At 44.1% G+C, this 11,761-nt stretch carries 11 protein-coding genes and 1 pseudogene; 5 read left to right on the top strand and 7 right to left on the bottom strand.

What is annotated here, in order from left to right; genetic code table 11:
• Positions 1–1,032: amino acid aminotransferase (locus AB4653_RS24260; RefSeq protein WP_372105512.1), on the top strand; the 1,032-nt coding region annotated here is incomplete at its 5' end.
• 122 nt (positions 1,033–1,154) lie between these two features.
• On the opposite strand, the gene AB4653_RS24255 is transcribed toward AB4653_RS24260, so the two are convergent.
• Positions 1,155–1,796 (bottom strand): outer membrane beta-barrel protein, encoded by a 642-nt coding sequence (locus AB4653_RS24255; RefSeq protein WP_102258602.1) that lies wholly within the window; start codon positions 1,794–1,796, stop codon positions 1,155–1,157.
• 150 nt (positions 1,797–1,946) lie between these two features.
• Between AB4653_RS24255 and AB4653_RS24250 the strand changes: the two genes are divergently transcribed.
• Together AB4653_RS24250 and AB4653_RS24245 are read left to right on the top strand one after the other, a co-directional pair.
• Entirely contained in the window at positions 1,947–3,836 is a 1,890-nt protein-coding gene (locus AB4653_RS24250) for a DUF294 nucleotidyltransferase-like domain-containing protein (protein ID WP_009847053.1), read from the top strand.
• 5 nt (positions 3,837–3,841) lie between these two features.
• Entirely contained in the window at positions 3,842–4,558 is a 717-nt protein-coding gene (locus tag AB4653_RS24245; RefSeq protein WP_012604226.1) for a 3'-5' exonuclease, read from the top strand.
• A gap of 128 nt (positions 4,559–4,686) precedes the next feature.
• Here the strand turns inward: AB4653_RS24245 and AB4653_RS24240 are convergent, their stop codons facing one another.
• The 6 genes and pseudogenes from AB4653_RS24240 to AB4653_RS24215 all read right to left on the bottom strand — a co-directional run bounded on the left by AB4653_RS24240 (position 4,687) and on the right by AB4653_RS24215 (position 10,480).
• Positions 4,687–5,379: an MOSC domain-containing protein gene (locus AB4653_RS24240; RefSeq protein ID WP_102258603.1), complete on the bottom strand. Its 693-nt coding sequence runs from the start codon at positions 5,377–5,379 to the stop codon at positions 4,687–4,689.
• Positions 5,380–5,445: 66 nt separating this feature from the next.
• Positions 5,446–6,540, bottom strand: coding sequence for a 3-phosphoserine/phosphohydroxythreonine transaminase (serC, locus tag AB4653_RS24235; RefSeq protein WP_102258604.1), 1,095 nt, complete (start codon positions 6,538–6,540; stop codon positions 5,446–5,448).
• Between the two features lie 445 nt (positions 6,541–6,985).
• A pseudogene (locus tag AB4653_RS24230) lies at positions 6,986–7,234 on the bottom strand (SPFH domain-containing protein); the annotation flags it as partial.
• Between the two features lie 210 nt (positions 7,235–7,444).
• Positions 7,445–8,299, bottom strand: a complete 855-nt coding sequence (locus AB4653_RS24225; RefSeq protein WP_009847353.1) for a co-chaperone YbbN — start codon at positions 8,297–8,299, stop codon at positions 7,445–7,447.
• Between the two features lie 395 nt (positions 8,300–8,694).
• Positions 8,695–9,522, bottom strand: a complete 828-nt coding sequence (locus tag AB4653_RS24220) for an SDR family oxidoreductase (protein WP_009847352.1) — start codon at positions 9,520–9,522, stop codon at positions 8,695–8,697.
• A 43-nt stretch (positions 9,523–9,565) separates the two neighbouring features.
• Positions 9,566–10,480, bottom strand: coding sequence for a TIGR01777 family oxidoreductase (locus tag AB4653_RS24215; RefSeq protein ID WP_009847351.1), 915 nt, complete (start codon positions 10,478–10,480; stop codon positions 9,566–9,568).
• A gap of 300 nt (positions 10,481–10,780) precedes the next feature.
• Here AB4653_RS24215 and AB4653_RS24210 point away from each other — a divergent pair, with 300 nt between their 5' ends.
• Positions 10,781–11,515, top strand: a complete 735-nt coding sequence (locus AB4653_RS24210) for a DUF1538 domain-containing protein (RefSeq protein WP_009847350.1) — start codon at positions 10,781–10,783, stop codon at positions 11,513–11,515.
• On the top strand, positions 11,512–11,761 hold a 250-nt coding region (locus AB4653_RS24205; RefSeq protein WP_372105511.1), incomplete at its 3' end, for a DUF1538 family protein. The genes AB4653_RS24210 and AB4653_RS24205, both read left to right, overlap by 4 nt.

Here is an 11,761-nt window from a genome sequence, read left to right as displayed (position 1 = left end):
GCTGCACTTCTTGAAAACGAAAAAACCAAATCTTACCTAACGATTGAAGGTACCGCTGAATACGGTCTAGCGGTTCAGAAACTGCTTTTCGGTTCAGATGCAGAGATCGTAACGTCTCAACGCGCTAAAACAGCACAAGCTCCAGGTGGTACAGGTGCACTTCGCGTAGCGGGTGAATTCATCAAGCGCCAACTGGGTGACGTGAAAATCTGGATCAGTAACCCAACTTGGGCTAACCACAACGGCGTTTTCGCTGCTGCCGGTATCGAAACAGCTCAATACAGCTACTACAACGCTGAAACCAAAGACAAAGACTTCGCAGGCATGGTTGCTGACCTAGAGAAAGCTTCTGAAGGCGACATCGTTCTTCTTCACGGCTGCTGTCATAACCCAACAGGCATCGACCCAACAACTGAAGAGTGGGAAGTACTTGCTAAGCTAGTTGCTGAGAAGAAACTGCTTCCTCTATTCGATTTTGCCTACCAAGGTTTTGCTAAAGGTGTTGAAGAAGATGCAGCTGGCCTGCGCATTTTTGCTCAATACAACAAAGAGATTCTTGTTGCTAGCTCGTTCTCTAAGAACTTCGGCTTGTACAACGAGCGTGTGGGTGCATTCACTCTGGTTGCAGAATCTGCAGACGTAGCAACAACAGCGTTCTCTCAAGTTAAGAGCATCATCCGCTCTATCTACTCTAACCCACCAGCGCACGGCAGTGCTGTCGTTACTCACATCCTTGGTGATGCTGATCTACGTGCTGAATGGGAAGCAGAAGTAGCAGAAATGCGTGACCGTATCCAAGAGATGCGCGAGCTATTCGTAACGACACTGAAATCTGAAGGTGTTGATGCAGACTTCACATTCATCGAGCGCCAAAACGGCATGTTCTCTTTCTCTGGTTTAAGCAAAGAGCAAGTAACTCGCCTGAAAGACGAATTCGCTATCTACATTGTCGGTTCTGGCCGTATCAGCGTAGCGGGCATGACGAAGTCAAATATGGGTCCTCTATGTAAAGGCATCGCTGCGGTTCTTTAATCGAAAAAGAAACCTGCACTTGCAGACCAATAGATATGCAAAAGCCAGCTATTAAGCTGGCTTTTTTGTGTCTGCCTCCTTTATATGTCAGTTTTTAAGACGCTTAGTCTATATATCGCTAACTAATACTCTAGGAAGAACTCTACACCTAGCTCGTTAGTGCGTTCACTACGAATCTTACCTTCGCCATTTCTGTGTTGATAAGAGCCACCAATCGCAAACTTGTTGGTCACGAGATAACGTAAACCCACGTGGTAAATTTCTTCATCAAACAAGTCACTTCGGTTCACTTGCACACTACCGTTAGCAATCCAACGTTTCGCAAAGCCATAGTTGAGTTCGGCTTTTATCCCTTGGATAAACTCCGTGTCTGACGAGCGAGTAATGTTAGTTCCATTATCTTCGACTTCCCCCTTAGTAATACCAAGCAGGTAGTAAGCCACTATATCTAGATCTCGCTTAATACTGTAACGGTACCCAATGCCCGGCATAAGGGTATCCATTCGAGTTGTTGATTCATCTGGGTGAATGAAACGAGCACTGTAGTCACCCAACAATAGCCAATCATCCGTTATCGCATAGCTAATACCTAATCCATAGGATGATGCATTGTTATTGCTGCCTGCATCTTCATTCAAACTTCCCGAATGAGCGGTGGCGTATATATGGTCATAATCCAGAATATCCACACGGTGAGTTTCGGCCCACGAACTTGAAGAAAACATAAAAATTGCAGACACTAAACTAAGTTTCCACTTCGTCATTCCTATCATCCTTTAACTATCACCCTATTATTTGAAAGATTAGTCTATCCCTAAGACTTTAAAAAGGTTTTAGCTCACAGATTGATTTGTGACGGCAAAATATTATCAAATGTTGTACCATGAAATCATACAAACCAATGGATGATCATTATGGATGCTGAGTTATTAGAGATTCAAAACTTTCTGGCACAATACCCCCCTTTCACAGAACTCCCAGAGGAGATGTTGGCGAAAGTGACCAGTAGCGTCGAAATTTCTTATTACCGCCAAGATACCCCTATCATTCACTTTGGTGATCAGATTAACGACCTTTACATTGTTCGAAGCGGCGAAGTAGAAGTCTATCGTCGTAAAGGTGAGCTCTATAACCGGCTGGATGAGGGACACTTATTTGGCCAAATGGGGCTACTCACCAACAATAAAGTTCGCTTCCCGGTAAAAGCAACAGAAGACACCCTACTCTACTGTATCCCTGAACCTATTTTCCAAGAACTCTACGACAACTATGATTCATTCGCTGACTTTGTCGAAGTAGAAGATAATGCGCGACTGCGTCAGGCTAACTCAGACAGCAACGACGCTAACGATCTAACCACGTCAAAGGTAAAGACGCTGCTGACTAGCGAAGCGCCAATGATCGAAAAAACACGAACCATCCAACAAGCTGCTACCATGATGGCACAAGATAATGTTTCATCTTTGCTGATCATCGACCCGGATATTGTTGAAGATGATGAAGACGATTCGACGCCCGTTATTGGCATCATTACCGACCGTGATCTGTGTACCCGAGTTTTAGCAGAAGGACTCGATCCATCGGATGAAGTATCAAGTGTAATGACAGCAGAGGTTATCTCGCTCGATCATAATGCCTATGTCTACGAAGCCATGATGACCATGCTTCGCTACAACGTGCATCACCTACCAGTACTAAAAGATAAGAAGCCTATTGGTATTATTGAAGCGACCGATATTGTACGTTACGAATCTCAAAACTCGCTGTTATTGGTAAGCAGCATCTTCCAACAGCAAAGCATCGAAGATCTTAAAGTCCTTTCTGAGCAAGTAAAAGACAGCTTTGTGCGCTTGGTTAACGAAGACGCCAACGCCCACATGGTGGGTACCGCAATGTCGGTAATTGGCCGTAGCTTTAAACAACGAATTATTGAACTAGCCGAAGATAAACTCGGTAAAGCGCCGATCCCTTATTGTTTCCTCGCGCTCGGCTCGATGGGGCGTGATGAGCAGCTGCTCGTTACTGACCAAGATAACGCCATTATTCTTGATGATACCTACGATGAGAAAAAGCACGGTAAGTACTTTGAAGAGCTGTCGACCTTCATTTGTGATGGCTTAGACCAATGTGGCTATGTGTACTGTACCGGTGACATCATGGCCACTAACCCAACTTGGCGTATGACACGTCGACAATGGGAAGAATGCTTCGCTGATTGGATTGATGATCCAAACCCGAAAGCACTACTGAACGCCTCTATCTTCTTTGATTTAGATGGTGTTTATGGCCGCTTAAAATGGGCAGAACAGTTAAATAGTTTTATTGTAAGACGTGCGCGTAAGAACAACCGTTTCTTGGCGTGTCTTGCTCGTAACGCACTCAACCGAACACCGCCTCTGGGTTTCTTTAAAGATTTTGTAATGGAGAAAGATGGTCGTCATAACAACTCGATCAATCTTAAACGTCGTGGTACCGCACCACTTGCCGATCTAATCCGTGTTCACTCTTTAGCAGTCGCATCTCGCTCTAAGAACTCATTCGAACGTTTAGATGACATTATCGACGCAGGTATTTTGCCAAAAGGTCGAGCTCAAGACTTGAAAGATGCGATGGAATTTATCTCTTTAGTTCGTATTCGCCACCAAGCACACGATGTCGACAACAACATCGAACCGGATAACAACATCGAACCAGAGAACCTTTCTGACTTCGAGCGACGTAATCTAAAGGATGCATTCCAAATATTAAGCAATGCACAGAACTTTCTTAAGTTCCGTTATCAAGCCAGCAATAAGTTTAAGTAGGCGCTATGAACAAACTATTCAGATCCCCAGCGGTTGATTGGCCATTTAAGTTTGCTCAGAAGCTCGAACGAGCGAGAGATGAACGCTTGAAGCAATTTTATAGCCAGCCTCTTCCTGCACCTGATACGCCATTATCAGAAGTGACTTTCTTAGCTGTCGACTTTGAGACAACGGGTTTAAACCCAAACAAAGATGGCATCATTACCATTGGTCTAGTTCCGTTTACGCTAAATCGAATCTACCTAAGACAAGCCAAGCACTGGACCCTGAGACCAAAGCAGAAATTGGAAGAAGACTCGGTTGTTATCCATGGCATCACTCACAACGACATCATTGATGCGCCAGACTTAAGTGAAGTATTAGATGAGATCTTAGAATCAATGGGCGGCCATATCCCAGTCGTTCATTATCGCCGCATCGAGCGTGATTTCTTGGATAACGCGTTGAAGGTCAGATTAGGTGAAGGAATTGAGTTTCCAGTCCTCGACACGCTCGAGATTGAATCTCAAATCCAAAACAAACTGGCCGGCGGTCTATGGAATAAGCTAAAAGGTAAGAAGCCTGCGTCAGTAAGGCTTGGTCAGAGCCGTCGTAGATACCACTTGCCTGACTATACTCCGCATCATGCGTTAACTGATGCGATTGCGACAGCGGAGCTTCTACAAGCACAGATTGCGCACCATTTTAGCCCTGATATGCCTGTTAAAGATTTCTGGTTATAGCTAGATAAACTAGTCGCTGTTAGTTACTGACTAATAAGTGCTCACCTCAGAACCAAAAACGCTCACATCTTCTAGATAGTGAGCGTTTTGTTTTGCGCATGATTGTCTTTTAAGCATGAATAGAAAGTCTACTCGGCTGTCGGGCCAACCAATCTCATTTCCCAATCTTCAACTTCGCCAGTTTGAAGTCGACGTTCTACGAGCGTGCCCCAAGATTCCACTAGAGGCAGCTCCGCCAATTCTCTAAGCTCTTGTTTATCCAAACAACCCGTGAACACCGCACCCATAACCCGGCTTAACGGCCATTCTGGGTAAGGTCTTTCACACAGGATAATCTCGTCGCCGGAGCCGATATCACCCTCTTCCAAAACACGGAAGTACCAGCCAGTTCGAAGGGTGTCTTGTAGCCTTTTCGCCATATCATTTTGATCGAATCGTACATTGAGCTTCCAACAAGGCATACGACCTTGTGAAACTTCCAGCAAGGTTGAACCAATTCGAATCTTATCTTTTAAACAAATGGAAGCTTCAGTCACCCCACTTGAACTTATGTTCTCGCCAAATGCGCCTGCAGATTGGAAGATGTCTTTGTCGCCCAGTTCTTGCTGCCAAACCGGATAGTGCTCACTTGGATAAATATGAAGGGCTTTCTGAATACCGCCATGAAAGCGAGGGTCGCCTTGCTCATCGTTAATAAATCCAAGCTCAGTGGCGTATTGGCGCTCAGATAAAACCTGCTTATTGATTGCACTCTGTGTACCGTGAGCAAAAGCAACGATCTTACCGCCCAAAACACTGTTTACTGTACCTAACTTCTTCATACCCTTCCTTTTCAGCAAGTAAAAAAAGAGGAGCTTTCGCTCCTCTTATTATGAATAACGCCCTATTTAAGCGTATTTCTCTTCAAAGTCTTTCATGAAGTTGACTAATACTTGCACACCTTCCAAAGACATTGCGTTGTATAGTGATGCTCGCATCCCACCTACCGCTCTGTGACCTTTTAGTGATTTCAGACCAGCAGCATCAGCCAACTCTAAAAACTTAGCATCTAGCTCTGGTTTCGCTAATTGGAATGGCACGTTCATTCTTGAACGGTTTACTGTATGAACATCGTTTCTGTAGAAAGCTGAGCTATCAATCGCATTATAAAGCAGCGCAGCTTTCTCTCTGTTCACTAATTCCATCGCTTCAACACCACCTTGAGCTTTCAACCACTTGAATACAAGGCCTGATAGGTACCAAGCGTACGTTGGCGGTGTGTTGAACATTGAGTCTTTTTCAGCAAGTACTTTGTAGTTAAGAATGCTCGGCAATACGTCGTTTGCTAGCTCTAGCAGATCATCACGCACGATAGCAATGCAAATACCAGCGGGGCCTATATTCTTTTGAGCGCCAGCGTAGATAACACCGTACTGAGACACATCGATCTTACGAGACAGAATGTTAGATGACATATCCGCTACGATTGGCTTATCCGTTTGAGGAAGCTCACTGATTTCAATACCATCGATGGTCTCATTTGGACAGAAATGTACATACGCCGCTTCCGGGTCGATTTTCCAATCTTTAGCTGGAACAACCGCTGCTTTGCCATCAATTGACGTCTTGGCGTTGAATACATCGATTTCGCAATATTTGCTCGCTTCAGTCACTGCACTTTCTGCCCAGTAACCCGCATCAATGTAAGTCGCTTTCGTCGCGTCACCTAAAAGGTTTAGAGGAACAGCAGCGAATTGAGCACGAGCGCCCCCCTGACAAAAAAGAACTTTGTAGTTGTCTGGGATGTTCAGAAGATCACGTAGGTCCTGTTCGGACTCGTCAGCAACTTGAATAAATTCCTTGCTGCGATGGCTGATTTCCATCACGGAAGTCCCTAAACCATTCCAATCAATAAAGTCCGCCTGCGCTTGTTTCATTACCGGTTTAGGCAGTGCAGCTGGGCCAGCACTGAAGTTGAATACGTTATCTAATGTAAGTTCCATGGGGATGATTGCTCCTGCTAAATAATAACTATGCAAGTAATACCATGTTTTACCCAACATAAAAACAACAAAAGAGGTCTTAAGACCTCTTTTGTTTTGTACCGTATAAAATGTTTAAGCTTGACCTGCTAAATCACCCTATCAGTATTCAAGCCTGTTCTGTTTATTGAACAAAAACCGGCATAAGTAGAGCGATTAATGGAATTTCTTGTCCATTTTCGAACACTAGGTTTCCATTTTCTAAGTCAGCGCTGATTTCATAACCACTTTCTGTTTCCTTGATCATTTCCATCACAAGCAATTCATCGATACCTTCACGGATGAATGGGTACTCTTCAACAAGCTCATTTGAGAAGCTAGAGTGAACGTTACCCGTTAATGCCGGCATGATCATCGAAGGATTACTGCTGATGTTTTCGGTTCCTTCCGGTACGCTCACTAACCACTTAGATTCGAATTGACCCTTACCTAGATCTAACGACATATTGTTCATTGAAAGGTCGAAGCCTTTAGCAAACAGGATATCGATAAATGGAATGATCAGGTTCAGACCTGGTTGGAGGGTTTGTGTATAACGGCCGAAGCGTTCTACGGTCCAGTTATTGCCTTGCGGAACCGTTTTTACTCCGGCGAAAATAAACAATATTGCGACGGCAGTAAAGACGCCGATAGTAATCAATGTATCAATAGCCATACAAAATCCTTTGCAAGTTTAAGTTTTTGATAGTTCAGTATTGATACTGGCTCATATTTAAATTCTGAGCAAATTTATAAATGAGAAATGGGCCATAAAATATTGATTTTATGGCCCATTTTACATTCTATTATTCGATAAACTAATTGATTGAATTGTCAATTTTCGATGAGATATACGATGCTTATCTTTAGTACTTTTAGGGTTTAGTTAGTAGAGCAGAGAGTACAGCTGTCGGCGGTACTTACTGGCAACTGGGTTACCTTGTCCAAGCGCACTTAAGATATCCATGAACTCTTTTTTCATATCGCCATTGCAAACATTTAGATCTTTTGCAAGGAAAGACCACAACAGTTCCATCGCTTCTTCGTTGCGATTCACTTGGTGATATTGCAATGCTAATTCAGATGCTGTCTTAGCGTCATATGGGTCTTGCTGAAGAGCGGTTTCTAATGCTTGTATTTCAGGGCTGTCTGCTGCTTGCTTGTGAAGCTCAAGCTTTGCGACTAAGCCTTTATAGTAATTATCTTGGTACTCTAGAGGAATGGTGGCTAGCTGAGTTTCAGCTAGATCAAACTGTTGCGTTTCTAGTAAACATTCTGCGATTGCCAGTTTTACCTCGCCTTTGCTCGTCAGCTCTATTGGCAATTGTTGCATTGCTGCGAGCGCTTGTGCGTGCTCGCCTGCTTGCATTTGCTCGAGAGCCTGACGCAGTGCGAGCTCGTCTTGGCTAGGAAGGTGTTTTCCTAACATTTCAACAATCGCTTGTATGCTTTGTGGGCCACCCAAACCATCAACAGGCTGACCGTTAACAAACAGTGCAATAGTAGGGAGTGCTTGTACGCCAAATTGGCTAGCAATTGCCTGCTCTTGTTCACAATTCAACAGAGCTAAAGTAAAAGCGCCGTTGTATTGCTGAGTTAATGTTTGCAGTTCAGGGATCACCTGAGCACTTTCTTGGCTCATTGGTGCCCAAAAGTGGATGAGTACAGGCGTCTGCATTGAGGTTTCTAATACTTGACGAAAGTTCTGCTCATTAAGTTCAACAATATGCGGAGATTGCATTTACGTTCCTTGAGGTGTGTTTTGTGGGTACGTTGCAAATATGGGGGGAGATGCTGGTAACTTCAAGATCTAACTTGGTTATCTCAAATAAAAAGAGCCAAAATAGAAAAACGCTATGCTTCTATGTTGATAGAGTGGTTATCTCAACAGGGAAGGCATAGCGTTATCATTGAGGTGGTCAGTGAGGCATAGCGTAAGATACTCAAAACAGAATAAACAACGTAATCGCCAGAGTCACACCGACCCAATTAAGGCGGTTTAAAGTCATGAAATATCCAGATTAGGTTCATCAATTGGGAATAATTGATGAGATAGGACAATCATGACATCTTATTGTTACGGAAAAATTACATCGTTACATTAAAGTTTGCGACTGTTGATGCAAAGTTAGTAATTTATGCAGCTTTTCTCAAAATAGGGTCTAGCAAGCGACTTGGTAGCATTCTTTTCAATACCGCGAAGACTTTAGTTGGGGTCGTCACTCGGTATCTGAGTTTGGGTTTATCGGCGGTGAGTGCGTGATAAACCGGTTCAATACAACTTTCAGGCGGAAGAACAAAAGCGTTGTTCGATGATTCTTTTTCGAGTCGGTCTTTTTGTTGTTGATAAGCTTCTTGATGAGCGCTGCCAGCAATGGTGATCCATTTATTGAAAGCTTTCAGGGCATTATTTCTAAATTGGGTTTCTATTGGACCTGGCTGCAATAACGAGATATGAATACCACTACCATGCAGTTCTAAACGTAACGTATCTGTCCAGCCTTCTAGAGCGAACTTTGAAGCGTTGTAAGCGCCACGATATTTCATGGCCGCAAAGCCTAATACGGAACTGTTTTGTACGATTCGACCTTCGCCGCGTTCGCGCATGTGCGGAAGTATCTGACAAACAAGATGATGCCAGCCAAAGAAGTTGGTTTCGAATTGCTCTTTGAGACCTTGGGTTGGTAAGTCTTCTAGCGCGCCAGCTTGACCATAAGCGCCGTTATTGAATAAACCATATAATCCGTTAGGCGCTAGCTCAATAGCAAGTTGTGCAGCTTGTTCAATGCTTTCTTGGTTAGAAAGGTCGAGCTGTATGCAGGTCAGTCCCTCATCTTGCAGACGCTGTACATCTTGCGGATGACGACACGATGCAATGACGTGGAAACCACGCTTTTGTAGTGCATGCGCACATGTATAGCCAATACCCGTTGAGCAACCGGTGATCAGAATCGACTTGTTCACGCTTAATCCTTCATTAGAGTCTTTATCGCTCTAGGGTAAAGAATTAATCTTGATGTTGTAACAAGTTTTTTAAGGCTGGTTCTATTCTTGAGTAACTAAAGATAAATCCCATTTCAGTGAGTTTCTTTGGTTTGGAACGAATGCTGTCAAAGAGCAGACAAGAAGATTCACCCATCAGAAGCGACATTGCCCATTTCGGAGTGAATAAGAAATGAGGTCGGCGTAGTTGCTTGGCGAGTGTACTGCTGAACAGTTTGTTGGTGACAGGGTGCGGGGCACACATATTAAATTCCCCTTGAGCGTGAGGAGTTGACAATAAGTGGTTGATGGCTCTCACCATATCAAGCATGTGAATCCAAGGCATGTACTGTTCGCCTGAACCAAGTGGTCCGCCTACTCCGAGTTTGTAGGGCATTAGCATCTTCTTTAGAGCACCACCATTTTCACCTAACACAATCCCCGTTCTTAGTAGTATCACACGCGTCTCATCGGACTGGGCTCTCTTGGCGATCTCTTCCCAGTGCGCGCAGACTTTGTGAGGAAAACTTTCGTCTTCTACTCGTAGTGATTCATCAAATGGGTGTTGCTGTTGATCGCCATAGTAACCCACGGCTGAGCCGCTAATGAAAGCCTGCGGTGGGTTGCTACTGGCATGAATTAACTCGACCAGTTTTTCAGTAATGTGCCAACGACTGTTACAGATCCTCTCTTTTTGCTCCGTACTCCAACGCTTGTCAGCGATCGGTTCGCCAGCAAGATTGACCACGACATCGAAGTCATTGAGATCGCTGAGTTCATCAAGAGATTGAATGTAATGAAGGTTATTCTGGTTCAGGTGATTTAGGTTTTGCTTCGCTTTTTCGGGGCTCCGTGTCAACAATGTCACATCGTCAGTATTCCAACTTTTGACCAATTCAGAACCAATAAATCCCGTACCACCAGTTAACAATATCTTCATACCAATCTCCCTATTAAACATAATTATAGACATGGCTTGTTTTTGAACGCCAATCAATACGAAAAAATCACTATAACGATCAGTTGGTTTCAATTGTGTGATACCCAAATTACGCCGTATCAATTTACGAAAGAATGAAATTAAATTAATCAGGTTAGGATGTATACCGCTATCACACTTATGCATTTTACTCCGATATGTTACCAACTGCGTAATATTTGTCACATAAGGAATGATAAGGATTTGCCATGATTATTAGTAATTAATAACCAGACACAATTTCAATGACTAGGAGTTGCGATGACGGCAGTGCTTGCTTTGTTTCGAGCCATGTTAGGTAGCCTAAGGGATCTCTTGCCGATCGTGGCGGTGATTGCTTTCTTCCAGCTTGCTGTTTTGCAAGAACCACTCCCTCATCTGTTGTCTATTCTAACTGGCTTAGTGCTGGTGGTTTTTGGACTGACTTTTTTTATCTTTGGCCTTGAGATGGGTCTGTTCCCAATCGGCGAGTCGATGGCTCAAGCTTTTGCTCGTAAGGGGAGCGTGTTTTGGTTATTGACCTTCGCTTTCTGTTTAGGGTTTGGTACCACCATTGCGGAACCCGCATTAACCGCAGTGGCCGCCGAAGCAGCAGAAGTGGCCGCTGAAGGTGGTGTTATTCCCAACTCTCTAGACGAAATGGAACAGTACGCCGATGGCTTGCGTTTCACCGTAGCATTGTCGGTGGGGATCGCCATCTTACTTGGGGTGCTGCGAATCTTAAAAGGTTGGCCAATTCAGTACATGATCATCGGAGGTTATATTGGAGTTGTGGTGCTCACTGCATTTGCCCCTGAAAACATCATTGGGATTGCGTACGACTCTGGCGGAGTGACTACATCGACCATTACCGTTCCGTTAGTGACCGCATTGGGCGTGGGTTTAGCCTCTGCGATTAAAGGGAGAAATCCGATGATTGATGGCTTTGGATTGATCGCCTTTGCTTCACTGCTGCCGATGATGTTTGTCATGGTCTACGGGATGGTGGTGACATGATCAGTGCTCAGCAATTTATCGACACCTTTCTTGGTACTGTCATGGATGTGATTCCGATTGCGGTGATCATCTTCGGTTTCCAATTAGCGGTGCTGCGCAAGCCAGTTAATAACTTAGGCAAAGTGCTGATAGGTTTCTTTTACGTCATTCTTGGGTTGTCGCTCTTTTTGATGGGGTTAGAGCTCGCGCTGTTTCCTTTAGGGGAGACTATGGCAATGCAACTCACCGAACCAAGTTTTTTGACTG

The organism is Vibrio sp. 10N.222.48.A3, from assembly GCF_041475345.1.
GTDB lineage: Bacteria > Pseudomonadota > Gammaproteobacteria > Enterobacterales > Vibrionaceae > Vibrio > Vibrio tasmaniensis_A.
This window is presented reverse-complemented; position numbering and strand designations above follow the sequence as displayed.